Origin of the sequence: Pseudomonas ceruminis, assembly GCF_021602025.1 — a bacterium.
In the GTDB taxonomy this organism is placed as follows: Bacteria; Pseudomonadota; Gammaproteobacteria; order Pseudomonadales; family Pseudomonadaceae; genus Aquipseudomonas; species Aquipseudomonas ceruminis.
Window position 1 is genome coordinate 54,216 of the sequence record NZ_BQHW01000024.1, and the last position, 22,334, is coordinate 76,549.

Sequence of the window (22,334 nt, forward strand, 5' to 3'; positions counted from 1 at the left end):
GCAGATTAAATGGTTACCAACCCGCGCACACCTTCGGCCTGCATGTTTTCCCCTCGGCCGCGCTGGATGATCTCGCCGCGGGCCATGACCAGGTACTGGTCGGCCAGCGCCTCGGCGAAGTCGTAGAACTGCTCGACCAGCAGGATAGCCATGTCGCCGCGCTCAGCCAGGCGCCGGATGACAGCACCGATCTCCTTGATGACCGAGGGTTGAATGCCCTCGGTGGGTTCGTCGAGAATCAATAGCCGTGGGCGGCTGGCCAGGGCACGGCCGATGGCCAGCTGTTGCTGCTGGCCCCCGGACAGGTCGCCGCCGCGCCGTTGTTTCATCTGCTCCAGCACCGGGAACAGTTCGTAGATGAACGGCGGTACTTCCCGTGCTTCACGGGCGCGGAAACGCGACAGGCCCATCAGCAGGTTTTCCTCGACGCTCAGGCGCGGGAAGATTTCGCGGCCTTGCGGCACGTAGGCGATGCCGGCCTGCACCCGTTGCTGCGGCTTGAGTGTGGTGATGGGTTTGCCCTCCCATTCGACGCTGCCTTCGCGGGCCGGTACCAGGCCCATCAGGCAGCGCAGCAGGGTGGTCTTGCCCACGCCATTGCGCCCGAGCAGGCAGGTGACTTCGCCGACCTTGGCTTCGAAGGACAGGCCACGCAGGATGTGGCTGCCGCCGTAATACTGGTGCAGGGTGTCGATCTTGAGCATGTGAGAGTTCCTGAATGGGTTGCGGTGCCAGTCCTGGCCTCTTCGCAGGGCAGGCTTCAATGTCTAGCGGCCCAGATACACCTCGACCACCCGCTCATCCGCCTGCACCTGCTCCAGTGACCCTTCTGCCAGCACGCTGCCCTGGTGCAGCACGGTCACATGGTCGGCAATGCTGCCGACGAAGCCCATGTCATGCTCCACCACCATCAGCGAATGCTTACCAGCCAGGCCCTTGAACAGCTCGGCGGTGAACTCGGTCTCGGCATCGGTCATGCCCGCCACCGGTTCGTCGAGCAGCAGTAACTGCGGCTCCTGCACCAGCAACATGCCGATTTCCAGGAACTGCTTCTGCCCATGCGACAGCAAGCCGGCCTGGCGCTGGGCCAGGGGCAGCAGGCGCAATGTGTTCAACACGTCTTCGATGCGCTGCTGTTGCTCGCCATTCAGGCGTGCCGCCAGGCTAGCCCACACCGATTTGTCGGTCTTGAGCGCCAGTTCGAGGTTCTCGAACACCGTCAGCGCCTCGAACACCGTGGGCTTCTGGAATTTGCGGCCGATGCCGGCCTGGGCGATCTGGTACTCGCTCATGCGGGTCAGGTCGAGGGTGTCGCCGAAGTACGCGCTGCCCGTGTCGGGGCGGGTCTTGCCGGTGATCACGTCCATCATCGTGGTCTTGCCGGCGCCGTTGGGGCCGATGATGCAGCGCAACTCGCCCACGCCGATGTACAGGTTGAGCGCGTTGAGGGCCTTGAACCCATCGAAGCTGACGCTGATGTCTTCCAGGCTCAGTACCGTGCCGTGGCGCGTGTCCAGGCCTGCCTGGCGGCGTGTACCCAGGCCGATGGCTTCACGGCCGGCACCGAGGTGGTCGAATACGGGCTCGAGCATGAATTCCGGATGCACGGGGGGCACGCCTCTCATGGCTGGCTCCTTTTCTTCAGCAGGCCGACCACACCCTTGGGCAGGTAGAGAGTGACGAGGATGAACAACGCCCCGAGGAAGAACAGCCAGAACTCCGGGAAGGCCACGGTGAACCAGCTCTTCATGCCGTTGACCAGGCCGGCACCGAGCAGCGGACCGATCAGTGTGCCACGCCCGCCAAGGGCGACCCAGACGGCAGCTTCGATGGAGTTGGTCGGCGACATTTCACTGGGGTTGATGATGCCCACCTGCGGCACGTACAGCGCCCCGGCCAAGCCGCACAGCACAGCGCTGAGCACCCATACCAGCAGCTTGAACCCGCGTGGGTCATAGCCGCAGAACATCAGGCGGTTCTCGGCATCGCGCACTGCGGTCAGCAGGCGGCCGAACTTGCTCTGGGTCAGGCGCCAGCACAAGTACAGGCTGGCCAGCAGCAGGCCGACGGTGAGCAGGAACAGCACGGCGCGGGTGCCTTGGGCGGCAATGTCGAAACCGAGAATGGTGCGGAAGCTGGTAAAGCCGTTGTTGCCGCCGAACCCCGTCTCGTTGCGAAAGAACAGCAGCATGCCCGCGAAGGTCAGGGCCTGGGTCATGATCGAGAAGTACACGCCCTTGATCCGTGAGCGGAAAGCGAACCAGCCGAATACCAGTGCCAGCAGGCCGGGCGCCAGCACCACCAGGCACAGCGCCCAGGCGAAGTGCTGGGTGCCAGCCCAGTACCAGGGCAGTTCACTCCACGACAGGAAGGTCATGAAGCCCGGCAGGCCGTCGCCCGCCGCCTGCCGCATCAGGTACATGCCCATGGCATAGCCGCCGAGGGCAAAGAACAGGCCATGACCGAGCGACAGCAGCCCGGCGTAGCCCCAGACCAGGTCCAGGGCCAGTGCGACGATGGCGTAGCACAGGATCTTGCCGACCAGGGTCAGGGTGTAGGCCGAAACCTGCAATGCATGGCCCGCCGGCAGCAACGACAGCAGCGCCAGGGCCAGCAACAGCAGGACGACAACAGCACCGATGGCCAGCGACAGGCGCGGCCCGGCCTTTTGCGAAGCGGTGACAAGCAGTGGCTGGTTCATCAGTCGATTACCCGTCCCTTGAGGGCGAACAGGCCTTGCGGACGCTTCTGGATGAACAGAATGATCAACGCAAGGATGAGGATCTTGCCAAGCACCGCGCCGATCTGCGGCTCCAGCAGCTTGTTGGCTATACCCAGGCCAAAGGCGGCCCAGAGGCTGCCGGCCAGTTGCCCGACACCGCCGAGCACCACCACCAAAAACGAGTCGATGATGTAGCTTTGGCCCAGGTCGGGGCCGACGTTGCCAACCTGGCTCAGGGCCACGCCGCCGAGCCCGGCGATGCCTGAGCCAAGGCCGAAGGCGAGCATGTCGATGCGCCCGGTGGGCACACCGCAGCAGGCGGCCATGTTGCGGTTCTGGGTGACCGCGCGCACGTTCAGCCCCAGCCGCGTGCGGTTGAGCAGCAGCCAGGTGAGCAGCACCACGGCCAGGGCGAAGCCGATGATGACCAGGCGGTTGTACGGCAGCACCAGGTTGGGCAGCAGCTGGATACCGCCCGACAGCCACGCCGGGTTGCTGACCTCGACGTTCTGCGCGCCGAACAGCAGGCGGATGGCCTGGATCAGAATCAGGCTGATACCCCAGGTGGCCAGCAGGGTTTCCAGCGGGCGGCCGTAGAGGTGGCGGATCACCGTGCGCTCCAGCGCCATGCCGACCGTGGCGCTGACCGCGAAGGCCACGGGCAGGGCGATCAGCGGGTAGAACTCGATGGCGCCAGGGGCGTAGCGCTGCAGCAGCACCTGGACCATGTAGGTGCTGTAGGCGCCGAGCATGAGCATCTCGCCATGGGCCATGTTGATCACCCCCAGCAGGCCGAAAGTGATCGCCAGGCCCAGGGCCGCCAGCAGCAGGATCGAGCCCAGCGACAGGCCGCTGAAGGCCTGGCCGAGCAGTTCGCCGAACAGCAGTTTGCGTTTGACCTGGGCCAGGCTGGTTTGCGCCGCGGTGCGCACGCCGGCGTCGGTTTCGGCGTCCGGTTGCAGCAAGGTCTCAAGGCGGGTGCGGGCCAGCGGGTCGCCGGTTTCGCCGAGCAGGCGCACGGCAGACAGGCGCACGGCCGGCTCGCTGGCGCCCAGTTGCAGGTTGGCCAGGGCCAGGCCGAGGGCCGCGTGCACGGCCGCATCTGGCTCGCTGGCGAAGCGCCGGTCGAGGAAGGCCACCTGCGCCGGTTGCGCGCTTTTCTGCAGTTGCTGGGCGGCGGCCAGGCGGGTGTCGCTGTTGTCGCTGAGCAACTGATGACTGGCCAGGGCGTTGTCGATCAGGCCGCGCAGGCGGTTGTTCAGGCGCACCTTGCGCGTATCGCCTTCGGCGATGCGGCCCTGGCGCAGGTTTTCCAGCAGCGGCAGGCGTGCGGCATCGGGTTGCGCGGCCCAGCCCTCAAGCAGGCTGGCTTGTTCGGCGGGCTTGGCGGTGAGGAAGAATTCGCCCTCGCTCGCCTGGCTTGCCAGGGGCAGCAGGAGCAGGAGGGTGAGCAGGAGTCTGAGCATGCGAGCAATCCTGGAGATCGGCGGTGGATTCATCGCGAGCAAGCTCGCGCCTACAGGGAGTTGTAGGCGCGAGCTTGCTCGCGATTGGGCCGCATGGCGGCCCCAGTACACTCAGTTACCTTTCACTGCATAGTCCGGGCGCTTGTCATTGCCCGGAATGAACGGGCTCCAGGGCTGGGCCCGCAGCGGCTGCTCGGTTTGCCAGACCACGCTGAACTGCCCGTCATCCTGGATCTCGCCGATCATCACCGGCTTGTGCAGGTGGTGGTTGGTCTTGTCCATGGTCAGGGTGAAGCCCGACGGTGCCTTGAAGCTCTGTCCGGCCAGCGCCTCGCGCACTTTGTCGACATCGGTGGACTTGGCCTTCTCGACGGCCTGGGCCCACATATGGATGCCCACGTAGGTGGCCTCCATCGGGTCGTTGGTCACCGCCTTGTCAGCGCCTGGCAGGCCTTTGGCCTTGGCGTAGGCCTTCCAGTCGGCGACGAACTTCTGGTTTACCGGGTTATCCACCGACTCGAAGTAGTTCCACGCGGCCAGGTGACCCACCAGCGGTTTGGTATCGATGCCGCGCAGTTCTTCTTCGCCCACCGAGAACGCCACCACCGGTACGTCGGTGGCTTTCAGGCCCTGGTTGGCCAGCTCCTTGTAGAACGGCACGTTGGAGTCGCCGTTGACCGTGGAGATGACCGCGGTCTTGCCGCCGGCGGAGAACTTCTTGATGTTGGCAACGATGGTCTGGTAATCGGCGTGGCCGAACGGTGTGTACACTTCTTCGATGTCTTTGTCGGCCACGCCTTTGCTGTGCAGGAAGGCGCGCAGGATCTTGTTGGTGGTGCGAGGGTAGACGTAGTCGGTGCCGAGCAGGAAAAAGCGCTTGGCGTTGCCGCCGTCTTCGCTCATCAGGTACTCCACGGCCGGGATCGCCTGCTGGTTGGGCGCGGCGCCGGTATAGAACACGTTCGGCGACATCTCTTCACCCTCGTACTGCACCGGGTAGAACAGCAGGCCGTTGAGCTCTTCGAACACCGGCAGCACCGACTTGCGCGACACCGAGGTCCAGCAGCCGAATACCACCGCGACTTTGTCCTGGGTCAGCAGCTGGCGGCTTTTTTCGGCGAACAGCGGCCAGTTGGAGGCAGGGTCGACCACCACCGGCTCGAGCATCTTGCCGTTGACCCCGCCTTTGGCGTTGATCTCATCGATGGTCATCAGCGCCATGTCCTTGAGCGACGTTTCGGAAATCGCCATGGTCCCGGACAGCGAATGCAGGATACCGACCTTGATGGTCTCGGCGGCCTGGATGCTCCAGCTAAGACCCATCGCCGCAATCGATGCGCTGAGGGTAAAGGCCTTGATCAGACTGCGACGCTTCATGTGCTCTCTCCGCTGAGTTTTTATGGTGTTGGCCTGGCGGGAGGGGCGTTGCAAGGGGTGTGCCGAGTGGCAGAAGCTGCGGTTTAGACGGGGTGTGCGAGGTATTAGGGCGCAAGGGAGGCCCAGGATGGTGCCTGAAGGGTTTGCGTGCACAGCATTGGGGCCGCCAGACGGCCCATCGCCGGCAAGCCGACGATGGGCTGCACGGCAGCCCTGAGGTTGATCAACTGTCGCGCACAACACTGCGCGGATGGCGCTTGCTGCGCACCCACTGGTAGGTGATGGCCAGCACCACGAACCAGATCGGCGTGACCAGCAATGCAGAGCGGGTATCGTCTTCCAGGCTCAGCAGCACCAGGATGAAGGCGAAGAAGGCCAGGCACACGTAGCACATGAACCGCCCGCCAGGCATCTTGTAGATCGACGCCTGGTGCAGCGCTGCGCGGCGTTTGCGGTAGCTTAGGTACGACAGCAGGATCAAGGTCCAGACGAACATGAACAGCACCGCCGACACGGTGGTGACCAGGGTGAACGCCTCGACCACATTCGGTACCAGGTAGATCAGTACGGCGCCAAGCAGCAGGCAGGTGCAGGAGAAGTACAGGCCGTTGGCCGGCACGGCACGCCGCGAGAGCTTTTCGAACGCCTGGGGTGCATCGCCTTCCTGGGCCAGGCCATACAGCATGCGGCTGGTGGAGAACACCCCGCTGTTGGCTGAGGACGCGGCCGACGTCAGCACCACGAAGTTGATGATGCTTGCCGCCGCCGGCAGGCCGGCCAGCACGAACAGCTCGACGAACGGGCTTTTGCCCGGGACCACGTCGCGCCATGGGGTGACGGCCATGATCGCGATCAGCGCCAGCACGTAGAACACGATGATGCGGATCGGGATCGAGTTGATCGCCCGTGGCAGGGTACGTTCGGGGTTCTTCGCTTCGGCGGCGGTGGTGCCGACCAGTTCGATACCGACAAAGGCGAACACGGCGATCTGGAAGCCCGCGAAGAAGCCCATCAGGCCGTTGGGGAACATGCCGCCATCGTTCCACAGGTTGGCCAACTGCGCGGTTCGCCCGCTCGGCGACTCGAAGCCGGTGATGACCATGTACAGGCCGGTGGCGACCAGGCCAAGGATGGCGACGATCTTGATCAGGGCGAACCAGAACTCGAGCTCCCCGAACATCTTCACGGTCACCAGGTTCAGCGCCAGCAGCACGCCCACACAGGTCAGCGCGGGTATCCATTGCGGCAGGTCGGGGAACCAGAACTGCGTATAGGCGGCGATCGCGACCACGTCGGCGATACCGGTGACCACCCAGCAGAACCAGTAGGTCCAGCCGGTGAAGTAGCCAGCCCAGGGGCCGAGCAGGTCGGCGGAGAAGTCGATGAACGACTTGTAATTGAGGTTCGACAGCAGCAGCTCGCCCATGGCGCGCATGACGAAGAACAGCATGAAGCCGATGATCATATAGACGAAGATGATCGACGGCCCTGCCAGGCTGATGGTCTTGCCCGAGCCCATGAACAGGCCGGTACCGATAGCGCCACCGATGGCGATCAGCTGGATATGGCGGTTGGTCAGGTTGCGCTGCAGGTGCTGTTCTTCAGCAGGAGGGGAAGAGGTCCGGGTCATTGGCTGCATTCCATTGAGGGTCAGTCTTTTTGTGAAAGCCGAGTAGGCTAACACGAGCGTCCCAATTCGGGGCGCGACAGATCGACACGACTTTTGCGGCACAGCGGGGGGCTGCTCAGGCCTGATCGCCGGCAAGCCAGCGATGAAGCCTGAGCAGCCCGCAGAGCCTCACGCCTGCGCCAGCACGCGGCGCCGCACCACCAGGCTGTCCACCACCCACAGCGCCAGCATCGACACGCCCACCAGCGGGAACACCACGCCCAGCAGCACCATCACCCCGACGGCTGCCTTCCAGCGCGGCAGGCCATGGCGCAGCGGCGGCACGCCGAGCCCCCCGACAGGCCGACGCTTCCACCACATCACCAGCCCGCTGACCGAGCCCAGCAGAATCATCAGGCATACCAACAGAATGATGGCCTGGTTCAGCGCGCCGAACATCTTGCCCTCATGCAGCATCACGCCCAGCTCGGTGGCGCGCGCGACTGGGCTGTAGTCCTGCCAGCGCACGTCGGCGAGCACCCGGCCGGTGTACTGGTCGACATGCAACGTTGCGTCGTTGCGCGGATCGTCAGCGAACACCGCGACGGTGTACACACCGTCTGCAGTGGAGGGCACGGTGATGCTGTAGCCCGGTTCGACCTGGCGTGAGGTGGCGATGGCTTCTACCTGCTGCAGGGTCACCTGGGGCGCGGCCGGCAGCGCTGACATGCCATGATGCCCCGCATGTTCGGCATGGGCGCCGGACTGCGGCATCGGCGTGTTTTCCATGGCCCACGGTACTGTCTGGCGATGGGCGCTGTTCAGTTCCCTGGCCTGTTGATCGGACTTCGGCACGTCGTTCCACATGGCCACCGGAAAACGGTTCCACAGGTCGGCGTACTGCTTGCCCCACAGGCCCGTCCAGGTCATGCCGCTGAGCAGCATCAGCAACAACAGGGCTGACCCCCAGAACCCGCTCACGGCATGCAGGTCACGCCAGAGCACTCGGCCACGGGCCGATAGCCGGGGCCACAGCACGCCGGCACCCTTGCGCCCGCGTGGCCACCACAGGTAAAGGCCAGACACCACCAGCACGATGCCCCAACCGGCGGCCAGCTCCACCAGCCGGTCGCCGACCGTGCCGACCATCAGCTCACCGTGCAGGGCCCGGGCGATGGCCTGCAGGTTCTGTTTGCCGTCCTGTTCGCCAAGAATCTTGCCGCTGTACGGGTCGACGAACACGTTCAGCTCGCGGCCACTGTCATGCACCACGAATTGCGCGCTGCGCTCGGCGTTGATCGGCGGCAGGTACTGACCTACGTGGCCCTTGGGGTAGGCCTGGCGCACTTCGGCCAGCATCAGGTCGGCGCCCTGGCGATGATGCCCCGCCTCGACCACCATCAGGTCACGGTACAGCAGCGGGTCCAGCTGGGGCTTGAACAGGTAGATTATCCCGGTGATCGCCAGCAGGATCATGAACGGGGCGACGAACAGACCCGCGTAGAAGTGCCAGCGCCAGGCGAGGTTGTAAAAGGAAACACGTGGTCCACTCATGGGAACCTCCTGTTGACCAGTAAGGGGCGCAACCCGAGGTAGCGCCCATGGTTATTGTCAGAAGCTCAAGTCGACCTTGGTCCAGAAGGTCCTGCCGGGCTCGTTCACCGGCTGTGGATCGGTGGCCGGGTAACCGAACCCGGCGTTCCCGGCCAGGTTCAGGTGCTCGGCGTAGGTTTTGTCGAACAGGTTGTCGACCCCCGCGCTGAGCTTGAGATTCTGGTTCACCTTGTAGGCACCATTGAACGAGAACACGCCGAACCCGGCGCTCTTGTCGTAGTCCTTGCCGACCACGTTGCCCTGGTTTTCCGCGATGCGGTTCTGCGCCGCGACCAGCCGCCACAACGCCCCCACGCTCCAGGTATCACGGCTGTAGGTCAGGCCCAGGCGGCTTTCCAGAGGAGGCATTTGCGGCAGCGCCTTGCCGTCGCTGCTGTTCTTGCCCCAGGCGTAGGCCAGGGTGGCGTCGGCCTTCCAGCTGTCCGTTAGCTTGTAGGCGGCGCCCAGTTCGCCGCCCATGATGCGCGCGTCGATGTTCTGCGCCTGGGAGGTGCCCATGCCCATCATGCCGGTGCGGTAGTCGAACAGGATGTAGTCGCGGATCTGCCCGACATAACCCGAGGCCCAGGCCTCCAGGCGTTCGTTGCGGTACTGGATGCCGACGTCGAGCTGGGTGGTCTTCTCAGGCTTGATGCCGTCGAAGGCGTTGGCAGCACCAGGCGGCGCCAGCTTGGGCGAAAACAGTTCCCAGTAGTCGGGGAAGCGTTGGGCGTGGCCCAGGCCGATGTAGGTAGTGGCAGGGAGGCCGGCCAGGTCGTGCTCGTAGCGCACGAAGCCGCTGGGCAGGGTATCGGCGCGGGTATCGCCTTCGGTTGCGCTGCCAGCCCGGAAGTCGCGCGCCGACGCGCGGTCCAGGCGGGCACCGGTGATCAGCCGGTCTTCACCGGTGGCGTACCAGGTCAGTTCGCCGAAGGCACCATAGTTGTGGAAGTCGGCGTCCTTGGTCCAGGGCTGGCCCTTGTGGGCATCGACGCCCATGCCGCCACGTTGGCGGTGTTCGTTGGTCTGGGCGTCGATGCCGCTGATCAGTTGTACGTCGGCCCACCGCCAGGTGGCCTTGAGCCGCGCCCCCAAGGTGCGTCGGTCGACGTTGCTGACCATGGGCATGCCCATCATGCCGCTGCCTGACGGTGTGCGCAGGCTGTAGTTGTCCATCACATGGTCGGCGTAGTTGTAGTAGACCTGCGCCTCGACCTTGTCGAGCACCTCGCCCAGGTTTGATTTTTCAAAGCGCAGGCCCAGGCTTTCGCGCTTGAACTGCGAGCCGTCCATGCCGCGCCCGGCATAGCGGGCCTCGCCGTCGCCCTTGCCGGCCGTGAGTTCCAGCAGGGTGTCCTGGTCGGGTGTCCAGCCCAGGGTGACATCGCCGTTCCATTTGTCCCAGCGCGAGGGCACGGTATCGCCGCCGCCGTCCTTGTAGTCGTCCGAACGCGACTGATTGCCCACGAAACGTGCATAGGCCTGGCTGTTGCCGGCGGCGGCGTCGAGCACCTTGTCGAAGCGGCCGTTGGAACCGGCCAACAAGCTGGCGTTGACTCGGCTACCGAGGGTGCCGAACTGCTCCGGCTCACGTTCGAAGAGGATGGTGCCAGCCGAGCCTCCCGGGCCCCAGATCACGCTTTGCGGGCCCTTGATCACGGTGAGGCGGTCGTAGGTTTCAGGTGCGATGTAGGAGGTGGGGGCGTCCATGCGGTTGGGGCAGGCACCGAGCATCACTCCCCCGTTGGTGAGGATGTTCAGGCGGGAGCCGAACATGCCGCGCAGCACCGGGTCGCCGTTGGTGCCGCCGGCACGGATGGCCGAGAAACCGGGGATGGTCTTGAGGTAGTCGGCGCCATCGCTGGCCGGCACCGGCTGGCGCGGGTCCTTCGGGTTGGTGACCACGGTCAGGGGTGAACTGGGCGCGACGGCGGTGATGACCGTGGGGCTTAGCTCGGGCGCGTCGAGGGCGTGGCCTTCATGGCCTGGGTCGCCGGCCAGGGCCATGGGTGCGAGCAGCGAGCCGCAGACTGCGGCAAGCGTTCCTCGCAGGTAAGGGGCAAAAACAGGGATGCAGCCGGACATAGTGATTCCAGTCGATCAGTCATGGGGTGGCGCGAAGCCTCCTGGCTCCGTGCGGCAAAGGTGTTTTCAGAGGCTGATCGGATGGGGTGGTGCACGGCTGCGGGCACCGGGGAACACAGCCTGCCGGGCATGGCCCTGGTGCGTCGGCGCGAAGATGCGGTTGCTGGGAACAATGACGCTGGCGCTGAGCGGGCTGAGGGTTTGCGGTAATGCGGGGCAATTGAACAACAGGCTGCAGTAGCCGCACTTTTCCCACATCACGTGCAACTGGCCATCGTCACCATGGCCGTGATGTGCATCGCCGTGCGTGTGCCCGGCCTCCATGGCCATGCCCATCGGCATGTTCATGCCGGCGTGATGATCCATCGGCATCGCCTGGGAAATCAGCGGGCCGATGAAAATCATCCACATGGCGAACAGACTCAGCCAGCCGCCACCCACGCGCCTACGCTCAGGGCGGGTGATACGGCTGGTGCTGTTACACGGCAGGCTCATGGTGGCAAGCGCCTGTCAGCCAGAACTCAGTGCGCGTGTTCGTGGCCTTGAGCTTGGTCTGCCGGTGGCTGCTTCTGCACGGCCACGTCGACGGTGATGTCGCCGGCCTTCTCGAAGTGCAGGGTCAGCGGGAAGCGCTTGCCGTCGCTAAGCAGGCTGCGGTCCCTGGGCTGCATGAGCATCACGTGGTAGGCGCTGGGGGCAAAGACCAGGTCCTTGCCAGCCGGTACGGCCACGCTCTGCACCTGCTGCATCTTCATGGTACCGCTGGTGGTCAGCACATGCTCGTGCAGTTGCGCGTCCGCGCTGATCGGGCTGTCGACGCTGAGCAGGCGGTCATCGGCCTTGCCGTTGTTGTGCACGACAAAATACGCGGCAACGTTCGGCGCATTCGGTGGCAGTTCAAGCGACCAGGGGTGGGCGATGTGCAGATCGCCCACGGTGTATTCATGGGCATTGGCGAAGGCGCCGGGCAGCAGCAAGGCGGCCATTACAAGAGCTTGCTTGAGCATGGTGTAACTCTCCGTTCTGTTCAGATTCAGGCAGACAGCGTGATGAACTCAGGCCAGGGGAGAGGCACGGGGGTTTAGCGCGGGCCATAGCTGGCGCGGCGTCGGCTGGTAGCGGGTGAGCGGTGGCGTATGCTCCGCCAATAGCGTGGGCGGGTTGTGCAATTGGGGCGGGTAGCCCGGCAAGGCCAGCAGTGGTGCGCCGCCAGAGCAGCACCAGCAGTGCTGCATGTTGGAGTGCTCGTCGCTTTGCGTGCCAAGGTCGATCTTGGCCAACGCCTGCACATCGACCTTGGCCTTGCCTGCCATGCTGGAACAGAACGCCCCCCATAGCAGCTGCTCGGCCGGGCCTTTGGGCGCGGCAGAGGACAGCGGCATGGCCAGCAGGTTGAACAGCACTGCAAGGCAGGCTATCCAGGCAATGTGCCGACGTGGGGGCATGGAGAGATCCGGTCAGGAATCGTGGTGGCTATTGTACGGCGGAGTATAGGTAAAAAAGGTGGGGTGCGGTGAAGTGACGCAGGTGGGCGATGCTATCGGGGCTGCTTCGCGACTGGACCGCCGGCAAGCTGGCCCCCGCAGAAATCAGCGGCGCTTGCCGTACTCGGGGCGCCGCTGCCTTGCTCAAGGGCTATCAACCCTTGCTACGGCCCATCAGGCCGCGGACGGTCTCCTGCAGGTCCGCCGGCAACACCACCACCTTGGCATTGCTGCTGCTGGCCAGGCTTTCCATGGCACCCACATACCGCTCCCCCAGCAGGTACATGGCCGGCACCGTTTCATTGCCCACCGCTTCCTTGACCAGCGAAATTGCCCTTGCCGACGCTTGTGCCAGGTTGATCTGAGCCTCGGCATCGAGCTTGGCCGATTGCAGCCGTGCCTCGGCTTCCAGAATTGCCGCCTGCTTGGCACCTTCGGCGCGGGTCACATCGGCTTTTCGTTCACGCTCGGCGGCCGCCTGGCGCTCCATGGCCAGTTGCATGTTCTGGGACGGCTTGATGTCCTGAATCTCCACCGAACGCACGGTCACCCCCCAGTCCTCGGTCTGCTCCGACATCGCTTCACGCAAGCGTGCCTTGATCTGCTCGCGGCTCGACAGCGCCTCGTCCAGGTCCATGGCGCCCACGATGGCACGCAGCGATGTCATGGTCAGACTGGTGACGGCAAACGAGAAGTTCTGCACGCCATAGGACGCCTTCTGAGGGTCGACCACCTTGGCAAAGCACAGGGCATTGGCAACGATCACGGCGTTGTCGCGGGTGATGATTTCCTGCTCCTGCACGTCGAGGATGATGTCCTTGGTCGGCAGCCGGTAGGCAACCACGTCCATGTACGGGATGACAATGTTCAGGCCGGGCTTGAGGGTGCTGTGGTAGCGGCCCAGGCGCTCGACGATCCACTCTTCGCCCTGGGGCACGATGCGCACCCCCTTGAAGACGGTAACCAATACAAATGCGGCAAGGGTGCCGACGACGATGAGGCTGGTCATGCTGCGAACGTCCTTTTCAGTAAAGAGTCAGGCCCGAATGACCCGGGCAGTATTGCCTTCGATGGCGACGAGGCGCACGCGCTCGCCGGAGGGGATGTCACTGTCGGCGACGCAGGTCCACTGCTCGTTGCCGAGGATCGGCTTCTGGAAGCGCACGCGGCCTTTCTGGAATTGTGAAACGCTGCTGGTCAACAGCCCGACTTCACCGATCACGCTGTCGGCAGTCCAGCGCACATCCGGCTGCTTGCGCCGGAACACCTTGAACCACAGGGCCGTGGTGAGCGAAGAGAACAGCACCCACAGCAGACCCTGCATATCCAGTTGCAGGCTGGGGGCGGCGAGCGAAACGAGCGAGACCAGCACGGCGCCGATGCCGAACCAGAGAATGAAGAACGTGGGCAGGACCAGCTCGAGCAGAATCAGCGCGATACCGAAGACCAGCCAGATCCACCATTGCATTTCCATATGAGTGAAGCCTTCCGGGGGAGGGGCGATGATTTTAAGGGTGTCGACCGTCCAATGGCCACATGAAGGTATCTAACTTCAACGGTGGGAATGCTCAATTGTTGCTGTAGGACATACGAATGGAACCCGCCAATCAGGAACGATCAGAATCCGAGGGCGGAAAGCAGCAGACGGGGTTGGCTGAAGACGCAGTCAGCCTCGGGCAGTGTCGGCCGTTTCAGCACAAGCACCGGCACACCGCGCTCACGCGCCACTTCAAGCTTGGGTTCGGTCGCCACGCTGCCGCTGTTCTTGCTGACTAGCACATCAATATTGCGCCGTGCGAACAGCGCCCGTTCATCTTCCAGATGAAACGGCCCGCGCGCGCCGATCACTTCGCAGCGCTCGTTGCCGGGGCAGGCTTCCAGCGCCCGCAGGGTCCAGAACTGCTCCGGCGGAATGTCGTCAAGGTGTAGCAGCGGTTCACGCCCGAGGGTGAACAACGGCCGCCGAAATGGCCTGAGCGCCTCGATCAGCCCTGCCCAGTCATCCACTTCGCGCCAGTCATCACCCGGCTGCGCCTGCCAGGCCGGACGGCGCAAGGCCCAGCAGGGAATGCCGACGGCATAGGCGGCCGCAGCGGCATTGCGGCTGATCTGTGCAGCGTAGGGGTGGGTCGCGTCGATCAGCAGCGTGATACCCGCTTCACGCAGGTAGGTGGCCAAACCGTCGGCACCGCCGTAGCCCCCCACCCGTACCTGGCATGCCAGGTCCTGTGGCACGCGGCCGATACCCGCCAGGCTGTAGACATGCTCCGGCCCGAGCTGGCGAGCGATGGCCAAGGCTTCGGTGACACCGCCTAGCAACAGGATACGCCGGCTCATTGCACGCCTGCCTTGCCGACGATGCCACCCTGGCGATCGATGGCGAACACTTCCACCGCTACCTGTGCCGGCACCACGCTGCGGGCAAACGCCAGGGCATGGGCGCACACCGCATCGCCCAGCGGGACTGCGGCTGCATGCGCCAGTGCCAGGGCTTGCTGACTGGTGTTGGCGGCAATGATCGCTGCCTGCAGGTCGGCATCGGCGCCAAGGTCTGCCGCCCAGCCAGCCAACTGTGGCAGGTCGATGCTCGAGTGGCGGCTGTGCAGGTCCATGTGCCCGGCGGCCAATTTGCTGATCTTGCCGAAGCCACCACACAGTGACAGACGGGGCACCGGCACCTTGCGCAGGTGCTTGAGCACCGCGCCGACAAAGTCGCCCATCTCGATCAGGGCGATCTCCGGCAGGCCGTAGACGCGGCGCATGGTGTCTTCGCTGGCATTGCCGGTGCAGGCGGCGATATGCGTGTAGCCATTGGTGTGGGCCACGTCGATGCCCTGGTGGATGGAGGCGATGTAGGCCGCGCAGGAGAACGGCCGGACGATGCCACTGGTGCCGAGAATCGACAAACCACCGAGGATGCCCAGGCGCGGGTTCATGGTTTTCAGTGCCAAAGCCTCGCCGCCTTGCACATTCACCGTGACCTCGAAGCCGCCGCTGTAATTGCAGCCGTCGGCCAACTGCTGCAGGTGCTCGCTGATCATGCGCCGCGGCACCGGGTTGATCGCCGGTTCACCCACGGCCAGCACCAGACCGGGGCGGGTGACCGTTCCAACACCCTGGCCCGCGACAAAGCGTATGCCGGGCTCGTCCAGCAGGCGCACTTGGCTGTAAAGCAGTGCGCCATGGGTGACATCCGGGTCGTCGCCGGCATCCTTGAGGGTGCCGGCTTCTGCCCGTTCGCCGTCGCGGCGGCAGAACTCCAGGCGCATCTGCACCACCTTGCCCTTGGGCAGGGTGATGCTCACTGCATCGTCACATAGACCAGTGAGCAGCAGGCGTGCGGCCGCCAGGCTGGTGGCGGTGGCACAGCTGCCGGTGGTCAGGCCGCTGCGCAGGGGGGCGGGTTGTTCACGGGTTTCTTCACGCATCGCGAGGCTTGACCACATCGAGCAAGGTAATCGGCAATGCCTGGCGCCAGGTGTCGAAGGCGCCCAGCGGCTGGGCCTGGGCGACATGGATGCGGGTCAGTTCGCCGCCATGCTGTTCGCGCCAATGGGCCAAAGCCAGCTCGCTCTGCAAGGTCACCGCGTTGGCCACCAGCCGGCCGCCTGGGCGCAGGCGCTCCCAGCACAGCGCCAGCACGCCTTCGCGGGTGACGCCGCCGCCGATGAAGATGGCATCCGGGCGCTCCAGTTCCGCCAGAGCCTCTGGCGCTTTGCCGCGCACCACTTGCAGGCCGGGCACACCGAGGGCATCGCGGTTGTGCTCGATGAAACCCTGCCGGCCTTCGTCGGCCTCGATCGCCAGGGCTCGGCAGGCGGGGTGGGCGCGCATCCATTCGATACCGATCGAACCGCAGCCAGCGCCGACATCCCACAGTAGCTCCCCAGGCTGGGGCGCCAGCCGGGCGAGGGTGATGGCGCGCACGTCACGTTTGGTCAGCTGGCCGTCATGGCGGAAGGCGCTGTCTGGCAAGCCTGCAAGCGGCGAGAGGCGCGGGGTATCCGGGTTGGCCCGGCACTCGATGGCGACCAGGTTAAGGGCGGCGACCTGGGGCGCTGCCCAGTCATCGGCGGTGCCCACAAGCCGCCGCTCAGCCGCACCGCCGAGGTGCTCGAGCACCTGCAGGCGGCTTGGCCCAAAGCCTCGTGCGCACAGCAGCGCTGCAATGGCCGCAGGGCTGTGGCCGTCGTTGCTAAGCACCAGCAGGCGTACGCCGCTGTACAGGTGGGCGTTGAGGATCGACAGGGGGCGTGCCACCAGCGACACCACCTGAGTGTCTTGCAGCGGCCAGCCTAGGCGTGCGGCGGCCAGGGCACACGAGGAAGGCATCGGCAGCACGTGCATTTCTTCGGCCGGTATCTGCCGCGCCAGGCTGGCGCCGACGCCGTAGAACATCGGGTCTGCGCTGGCCAGCACGCATACGGGCTCGCCGCGCAGGGCCAGCACCGGGGCCAGCGAGAACGGGCTGGGCCAATCCTGGCGGGCAGCGCTGATGCAGCGTGGCAGCAAGGCCAGCTGGCGTGGGCTGCCGACGATCCGCGAAGCGCCGAGCAGGGCGCGCCGGGCCTGCTTGCCCAGGCCGTTGAAGCCGTCTTCGCCGATGCCTACTACTGTCAGCCAGGGTGTCATGTATTTCTGTTCCGCCATTTTGGGGGCCGCGTCGCGGTCTTGCCCGCAAAAGGGGCGACGCGGTGATGATTTTTTGCTCAATCGCCAACGGTGCTCGACCACCGGTTTTTCATGCCGCCGGCCAAAGCAGGCATAATACCGCGCCTTCTACACTCAAGCGCACATTCAGCGATTGCCGGACACCCCTTTGAAGCAGCTTCATGCCCCCACCGTATCGCCCCGTCCCTCGGCTTGCCCGGGGTTGTGGCGCATCGTCAGTGCCCGCGACGGCGGCATCTGCCGGATCAAGCTGCCTGGTGGCCTGCTGCTGGCCGACCAGGCGGATGCGGTGGCGGGCGCGGCCGAGCGGTTCGCCGCGGGCGTGATCGAGGCGACCAACCGCGGCAACCTGCAGATTCGCGGCATAGGCGCTGACCACAGCGGCCTGATCGACAGCCTGCTGGCCGCCGGGCTGGGCCCGCGCGACGCCGCCAGTGACGATGTGCGCAACCTGATGCTGAGCCCGCTGGCCGGGCATGACCCGGCAATGGTGCTGGATGTCCGGCCACTGGGTGAGCAGATCCTCAGCCTGCTGCAAGGCACGCCACGCTTTCACCAACTGTCGGCCAAGTTCGCCGTGCAACTGGACGGCGGCGAAGGCCTGGCCATGCTCGAGCACCCTCATGACCTGTGGTTGTCGGCAATGCGCCTTGACCAGCGCACCTGGCTGGCGTTTGGCCTGGCGGGTTGCCCTGGCGATGGCCAGGTGCTGGGCGCGGTGCCGTTGGAGCAGGGCCTGGCGTTGGTACGCGCGGTGCTCGAGCGGTTCCTTGACCTGGCCAACCCGGATCAGGCGCGGATGCGCCAGTTGCTTGCCGGCTACCCGGTGGCGCGGTTCATCGCAGGCCTTGGGCTCGATCTGCGCCGCGATGCGGCGGTGCTCGGCTGGCGCCGCGAAGCAGGCAACAGCCCATGGCTGGGTGCGTTGGCGCAGCGGCACGGCATGGCACTGGGCGTCGCGCCGCCGCTTGGCAGGCTGACGGCCGACATGTTGCGCGGCGCTGCCCGCGTTGCCCGTGAGTGTGGGGATGGCAGCCTTCGCCTGAGCCCCTGGCAGAGCCTGATGCTGACGGGCATCGCTGCGACCCGTATCGCCCAGGCGCAACGTACGCTGTCAGCCTTGGGCCTGCTTTGCCACGACCATGAACCCTTGGCCCGCGTGGTCGCCTGTACAGGTGCCAGCGGCTGTGCCAAGGCGCACGGTGAGACCAAGACCGATGCCGTGACCCTGGCAGCCCTGTTGCCCACTGGCGCGCCTGCCAGCGTGCACCTGTCCGGCTGCTCGCGTTCGTGTGCCGTGGCCCATGTCGCCCCGGCCACCCTGCTGGCCCGCTCGCCGGGCCGCTATGACCTCTATTTGCGTGACGCGCAGTTGCCGGGCTTCGGTGCCCTGCGCGCCACCGACCTCACCTTGAACGAAGCAGGCGCCATGCTCGCCCTGCCGACGGAGCACCTTGATGATTGACTACATCCGCGATGGTCAGGAGATCTATCGCAATTCTTTCCGGATCATCCGAGAGGAAGCCCGACTCGAGCGGATTCCCGCAGACCTGGAAAAACTCGCCGTGCGTGTGATCCATGCCTGCGGCATGGTCGAGGCCATCGACGGCCTGCAGTTCTCCGAAGGTGCCGGGCGCGCCGGGCGTGAAGCCTTGGCCAATGGCGCACCGATCCTGTGCGATGCGCACATGGTCGCCGAAGGTATTACCCGCGCCCGCCTGCCTGCGGACAACAAGGTGATCTGCACCCTGCGTGACCCAAGCGTTCCCGGCTTGGCCAAGGACGCCGGCAACACCCGCTCCGCCGTCGCGCTGGAGCTGTGGCGGTCGCATCTGGAAGGCAGCGTGGTGGTGATCGGCAATGCCCCGACCGCCCTGTTCTACCTGCTGGAAATGCTCGACGCGGGGGCGCCCAAGCCTGCGCTCATCCTCGGCTTCCCGGTCGGTTTCGTGGGCGCGGCTGAGTCCAAGGCGATGCTCGCCGCCGACAGCCGTGGCGTCCCGTTCGTGATCATGCAAGGTCGCCTGGGCGGCAGTGCGATGGCTGCGGCCGCAGTCAATGCCCTGGCCACGGAGGTGGAATGATGGCGCGTGGACGTCTGCTTGGCCTGGGCGTGGGCCCTGGTGACCCCGAGCTGATCACCGTCAAGGCACTGCGCCTGTTGCGCGAGGCCCCGGTGGTTGCCTACTTCGTGGCCAAGGGCAAGCGTGGCAATGCCTTCGGCATCATCGAGGCACACCTGCAACCTGCGCAAACGCTGTTGCCGCTGGTCTATCCGGTGACCACCGAGGTGCTGCCGGCACCGTTGTCGTACGAACAGGTGATCAGCGACTTCTACGATGAAGCGGGCGAGCAGGTGGCCCAACACCTGGATGCCGGTCGCGATGTGGCGGTGATCTGCGAGGGCGACCCCTTCTTCTATGGCTCCTACATGTACCTGCATGACCGCCTGGCGCAGCGCTATGAGGCGCAGGTGATACCCGGCGTCTGCTCGATGCTCGGTGGTGCTTCGGTACTGGGCGCCCCGCTGGTGTATCGCAACCAGAGCCTGTCGGTGCTGTCCGGCGTGCTGCCAGCCGAGGAGCTCAAGCGCCGCCTGGCCGATGCCGATGCAGCGGTGATCATGAAGCTTGGCCGCAATTTCCCCAAGGTGCGCCAGGTGCTTGGCGAACTTGGCCTGGATACGCGTGCGCTGTACGTCGAACGGGCCACCATGGCCAACCAGAAAATCGTCGCACTGGACGCGGTCGACCCACAGTCGTCTCCGTATTTCTCGCTGATTATCGTGCCGGGTGAAAAATGGCAGGGGTGAGCATGGACAAGGCAGCGGCAATTATCGTGCTTGGCACCGGCAGCCTGACCACCGCGCGGCGCATCCAGCAGCGCTACCCACAGGCGACGATCCATGGCCTGGCTGGCCGGGTGGACGGCGCGGACCAGTACTACGAGGCGTTTGGCGACACGCTGCGGGCGTTGTACCAGCAAGACACGCCAATCATCGCACTGTGCGCGGCGGGCATCGTGATCCGTAGCCTTGCCAGCCTGCTCAACGAAAAAGGCGCCGAGCCGCCGGTGCTGGCGGTGGCTGAGGACGGCAGCGCGGTGGTGCCGCTGCTCGGTGGGCTCAGCGGCGTCAATGTCATGGCCCGCGAGCTCGCTGAAACGCTGGGTGTGGCGGCAGCGATCACCACCAGTGGCGAGCTGCGGTTTGGCACTTGCCTGCTCAACCCGCCTGAGGGGTACGCCCTGGCGGATATCGAACAGGGCAAACGCTTCGTGTCCGACCTGCTGGCCGGGGAGGCGGTGCGTATCGAGGGGCATGCGCCTTGGCTGGCCCAGGCTCAGCTGCCTGCCAGCGAGGCTGCCCAGCGCACCATCCATGTAGGCAGCAGCGCCCGTCCCGCCAGCCGTGACGAGCTGTTGATCCACCCCCGCTCGGTGCTGGTGGCAGTGGAGGCGGTTGGGCCCGGGCTGGCCGAGCGCGTGCGTGGCGCCCTGCACGAGGCGGGTATCGCCGAGCAATCGTTGGCTTGCCTGCTGGCTGCCGAACAGGCAATGGCTGAACCCGCGTTGCAGGATGCGGCTCAGGCGTTGGGGGTTGCAGTGCGATTCGCATCCACCGCCAGCACCCTCGCCACCATGGCCGGCGACGCCTTGCCGGGTGCCCGGCTGATCGAACAGCCGGGCCTGGTCATCGCGGTCGCATCGGCGCCCATCGAGGCCGACCGGGTAGGACGCAAGCGGGGGCGCCTGGCAGTGATCGGCCTGGGCCCTGGCGCTGCCGAGCTGATGGTACCCGCGGTCAAGGCCGAGCTTGCGCGCGCTGAGGATGTGCTGGGCTATGAAACCTACGTGCGCATGGCTGGTCCGTTCCGTGCCGACCAAGTGCTGCACTGCACTGACAACCGCGAAGAGATGCAGCGCGCTCGCCATGCTTTCGAGCTGGCCGCCCAAGGGCGTTCGGTGGTGGTGGTGTCGTCGGGTGACCCGGGAGTGTTCGCTATGGCAGCCGCTGTGCTCGAAGCACTGCATGCCTCCAGCGACCCCGCCTGGCACCGGGTCGATCTGCACATACTGCCAGGTGTCTCAGCCTCGCTGGCAACCGCTGCCCAGGCGGGGGCGCCGCTGGGCCATGACTTCTGCGTGATGTCGCTCTCGGACAACCTCAAACCGTGGTCGATCATTGAAAAACGCCTGGACCTCGCCGCCCAGGCGGACCTGGTGCTGGCGTTCTACAACCCGATTTCCAAGTCCAGACCGCACCAGCTTGGGGTGGCGCTGGAGGTTGTGCGTCGGCACCGCGAGGGGAACACGCCTGTAGTCCTTGGCCGTGACATTGGTAGGCCGGGGCAGACACTGAGGGTCATTACATTGGCCGAACTGCTGCCGGAAATGGTCGACATGCGCACGATGGTGCTGGTCGGCTCCTCGACGACCTGCGTCTTTGAACGCCCTGGAGGTGGGGCGTGGGTCTATACGCCTCGCTGGTATCCCACCCCACAGGGTCGGTAGTCGGGAAACCCTTCAGTCCTGCCAGGTAGCGACGACCTGGCTATGGTGCTCCCCCCACTCAAGGGGCAACCATGAAGGATTTTTCCCATGTCCGATGCAAAAGAGCTCTCCACGAATAACGCCGCTATTTTGGTGGAGGGCAACTTGCTGGCGTGCGGCGCCGGCATGTCTGCACAAAGCCGCCACGATGTAAAAAACGCTTTCCACTTCGCCACCCTGGTCGCGGACAAGGCATTCGATGCCGAAAAGCAGAGCCGCGAATGGTATGACAAGTTTGTCGATGTCATGCGCGACCTTGGCTTTACCATCCCCAAACGTAGCTTTGAACTTGAAACGTGCGCTGAACTGTCGGTTACCGTCGGCGCCGTTGCGATCCGTGCTATTGGCGCTGCGGGCAACGCCATGCTCGGTGGCACGGTGCTGGGCGATCTAGCCAAGATGGCGTTCGACAAGATGACGACCATCGAGAACGATGCACGCATTTTGGAACACAAACGCAAGAACAAGGCCAGGGGCATGGTGGGCCTGGCGGCGTGTACCGAGACGGCCAAGGGCGATGTCGTCATGGTGGTCAGTTGTGTGCAGGCCGCTGCGCCCAAGTTGGATGACGATGTATTAGGGATCCAGTGGACGCTGGACAGGTCGAAGTATTATTCCGGTATTGCAGTGCTGACACTGAACACCTTCGTCTATGACAAGGTGCGTGAAACGGTGGAAAACAAGCTTGGCGTGCGCAGCATCGAAAACGTCCTTCAATATGATATCTGAGAAGCACGCGGCAGCAGCGATGTTGCCGCGCTTCTGGACCTTCGTGA

21 protein-coding genes are annotated in these 22,334 nt (G+C 65.1%); 5 read left to right on the top strand and 16 right to left on the bottom strand.

The genetic code is table 11. The annotated features are described in order from the left end of the window. Nucleotides 1–5: 5 nt before the first annotated feature. The 16 genes from urtE to cbiE form a co-directional block, all read right to left on the bottom strand. Entirely contained in the window at nucleotides 6–704 is a 699-nt protein-coding gene (gene urtE, locus L6D80_RS23245) for an urea ABC transporter ATP-binding subunit UrtE (protein ID WP_176516730.1), read from the bottom strand. A gap of 63 nt (nucleotides 705–767) precedes the next feature. After that, on the bottom strand, nucleotides 768–1,625 hold the full coding sequence (gene urtD / locus L6D80_RS23250) for an urea ABC transporter ATP-binding protein UrtD (protein ID WP_156358064.1): 858 nt from the start codon (nucleotides 1,623–1,625) through the stop codon (nucleotides 768–770). Next, on the bottom strand, nucleotides 1,622–2,701 hold the full coding sequence (gene urtC / locus L6D80_RS23255; RefSeq protein ID WP_176516727.1) for an urea ABC transporter permease subunit UrtC: 1,080 nt from the start codon (nucleotides 2,699–2,701) through the stop codon (nucleotides 1,622–1,624). Before urtC ends, urtD begins: the two co-directional genes overlap by 4 nt. Next, entirely contained in the window at nucleotides 2,701–4,221 is a 1,521-nt protein-coding gene (gene urtB / locus L6D80_RS23260) for an urea ABC transporter permease subunit UrtB (RefSeq protein WP_371263296.1), read from the bottom strand. Before urtB ends, urtC begins: the two co-directional genes overlap by 1 nt. Before the next feature lie 78 nt (nucleotides 4,222–4,299). Continuing rightward, the gene (gene urtA / locus L6D80_RS23265; RefSeq protein WP_054900189.1) at nucleotides 4,300–5,565 is read right to left on the bottom strand and encodes an urea ABC transporter substrate-binding protein; all 1,266 of its coding nucleotides are present in this window, start codon (nucleotides 5,563–5,565) and stop codon (nucleotides 4,300–4,302) included. A gap of 223 nt (nucleotides 5,566–5,788) precedes the next feature. Next, nucleotides 5,789–7,195: a D-serine/D-alanine/glycine transporter gene (gene cycA, locus L6D80_RS23270; protein ID WP_054900188.1), complete on the bottom strand. Its 1,407-nt coding sequence runs from the start codon at nucleotides 7,193–7,195 to the stop codon at nucleotides 5,789–5,791. 168 nt (nucleotides 7,196–7,363) lie between these two features. After that, nucleotides 7,364–8,728 carry a PepSY-associated TM helix domain-containing protein gene (locus L6D80_RS23275; protein WP_176516192.1) on the bottom strand — a complete coding sequence of 455 codons (1,365 nt, stop codon included), beginning with the start codon at nucleotides 8,726–8,728 and terminating at the stop codon, nucleotides 7,364–7,366. A 57-nt stretch (nucleotides 8,729–8,785) separates the two neighbouring features. Continuing rightward, on the bottom strand, nucleotides 8,786–10,852 hold the full coding sequence (locus tag L6D80_RS23280; protein ID WP_176516190.1) for a TonB-dependent copper receptor: 2,067 nt from the start codon (nucleotides 10,850–10,852) through the stop codon (nucleotides 8,786–8,788). A gap of 66 nt (nucleotides 10,853–10,918) precedes the next feature. Further along, the gene (locus tag L6D80_RS23285; protein WP_176516188.1) at nucleotides 10,919–11,347 is read right to left on the bottom strand and encodes a DUF2946 domain-containing protein; all 429 of its coding nucleotides are present in this window, start codon (nucleotides 11,345–11,347) and stop codon (nucleotides 10,919–10,921) included. Between the two features lie 26 nt (nucleotides 11,348–11,373). Next, on the bottom strand, nucleotides 11,374–11,859 hold the full coding sequence (locus L6D80_RS23290) for a copper chaperone PCu(A)C (RefSeq protein ID WP_054900184.1): 486 nt from the start codon (nucleotides 11,857–11,859) through the stop codon (nucleotides 11,374–11,376). A 48-nt stretch (nucleotides 11,860–11,907) separates the two neighbouring features. Further along, entirely contained in the window at nucleotides 11,908–12,297 is a 390-nt protein-coding gene (locus L6D80_RS23295) for a DUF2946 domain-containing protein (protein ID WP_176516186.1), read from the bottom strand. A gap of 193 nt (nucleotides 12,298–12,490) precedes the next feature. Then, nucleotides 12,491–13,345, bottom strand: a complete 855-nt coding sequence (locus L6D80_RS23300; RefSeq protein WP_054900182.1) for an SPFH domain-containing protein — start codon at nucleotides 13,343–13,345, stop codon at nucleotides 12,491–12,493. 27 nt (nucleotides 13,346–13,372) lie between these two features. Further along, entirely contained in the window at nucleotides 13,373–13,810 is a 438-nt protein-coding gene (locus L6D80_RS23305) for an NfeD family protein (protein ID WP_176516184.1), read from the bottom strand. Between the two features lie 143 nt (nucleotides 13,811–13,953). Then, nucleotides 13,954–14,673: a cobalt-precorrin-6A reductase gene (locus L6D80_RS23310; protein WP_054900180.1), complete on the bottom strand. Its 720-nt coding sequence runs from the start codon at nucleotides 14,671–14,673 to the stop codon at nucleotides 13,954–13,956. Next, nucleotides 14,670–15,764 (bottom strand): cobalt-precorrin-5B (C(1))-methyltransferase, encoded by a 1,095-nt coding sequence (locus L6D80_RS23315; protein ID WP_176516183.1) that lies wholly within the window; start codon nucleotides 15,762–15,764, stop codon nucleotides 14,670–14,672. The genes L6D80_RS23310 and L6D80_RS23315 overlap by 4 nt, the downstream gene beginning before the upstream one ends. Next, nucleotides 15,757–16,968, bottom strand: coding sequence for a precorrin-6y C5,15-methyltransferase (decarboxylating) subunit CbiE (cbiE, locus tag L6D80_RS23320; RefSeq protein ID WP_176516181.1), 1,212 nt, complete (start codon nucleotides 16,966–16,968; stop codon nucleotides 15,757–15,759). The genes L6D80_RS23315 and cbiE overlap by 8 nt, the downstream gene beginning before the upstream one ends. 172 nt (nucleotides 16,969–17,140) lie before the next feature. Between cbiE and cobG the strand changes: the two genes are divergently transcribed. From cobG to L6D80_RS23345, 5 genes are all read left to right on the top strand, one after another. Further along, on the top strand, nucleotides 17,141–18,472 hold the full coding sequence (gene cobG / locus L6D80_RS23325) for a precorrin-3B synthase (protein WP_176516179.1): 1,332 nt from the start codon (nucleotides 17,141–17,143) through the stop codon (nucleotides 18,470–18,472). Further along, nucleotides 18,465–19,091: a precorrin-8X methylmutase gene (locus L6D80_RS23330; protein WP_176516177.1), complete on the top strand. Its 627-nt coding sequence runs from the start codon at nucleotides 18,465–18,467 to the stop codon at nucleotides 19,089–19,091. The genes cobG and L6D80_RS23330 overlap by 8 nt, the downstream gene beginning before the upstream one ends. Continuing rightward, on the top strand, nucleotides 19,088–19,819 hold the full coding sequence (locus L6D80_RS23335) for a precorrin-2 C(20)-methyltransferase (protein WP_054900175.1): 732 nt from the start codon (nucleotides 19,088–19,090) through the stop codon (nucleotides 19,817–19,819). Before L6D80_RS23330 ends, L6D80_RS23335 begins: the two co-directional genes overlap by 4 nt. A 2-nt stretch (nucleotides 19,820–19,821) precedes the next feature. Then, the gene (cobJ, locus tag L6D80_RS23340) at nucleotides 19,822–21,519 is read left to right on the top strand and encodes a precorrin-3B C(17)-methyltransferase (RefSeq protein ID WP_054900174.1); all 1,698 of its coding nucleotides are present in this window, start codon (nucleotides 19,822–19,824) and stop codon (nucleotides 21,517–21,519) included. A gap of 87 nt (nucleotides 21,520–21,606) precedes the next feature. Then, nucleotides 21,607–22,287, top strand: coding sequence for a hypothetical protein (locus L6D80_RS23345; protein WP_176516176.1), 681 nt, complete (start codon nucleotides 21,607–21,609; stop codon nucleotides 22,285–22,287). The last annotated feature ends 47 nt before the right edge of the window (nucleotides 22,288–22,334 follow it).